The sequence below is a fragment of the Anoxybacillus sp. LAT27 genome, from assembly GCF_022030075.1.
In the GTDB taxonomy this organism is placed as follows: domain Bacteria; phylum Bacillota; class Bacilli; order Bacillales; family Anoxybacillaceae; genus Anoxybacillus; species Anoxybacillus kestanbolensis.
The window spans coordinates 1-227 of record NZ_JAIWYK010000365.1 but is presented as its reverse complement, the minus strand read 5'-3'; the positions used below and the strand labels follow the sequence as shown (position 1 = coordinate 227).

Below are 227 nucleotides of genomic sequence, written 5' to 3'. Positions count from 1 at the left end.
AAACTGCCCCAAGTCGTTGATGAAGTAATGCAAGTTTTTTCCTTCATAGCGGGAAGCGCTTTCGATTTCGAGCCGGCGCGGCTGAAAGGCGCCGTTTCCGGCGGTGATGATGACCGTTTTCGAATAATGGATTTGTTGATTGGTGACGAGTTTAAACGTTCCGTCCTCCTGCTTTTCAAGCGTGTCGACCGACTCGTTCAGGCAGACGGTCGGCGAAAATAGGTCCA

1 pseudogene is annotated in these 227 nt (G+C 51.1%); it reads right to left on the bottom strand.

From position 1 onward, the window contains the following. Positions 1-227: pseudogene (locus tag LD028_RS09810) on the bottom strand (ferredoxin--NADP(+) reductase); the annotation flags it as partial.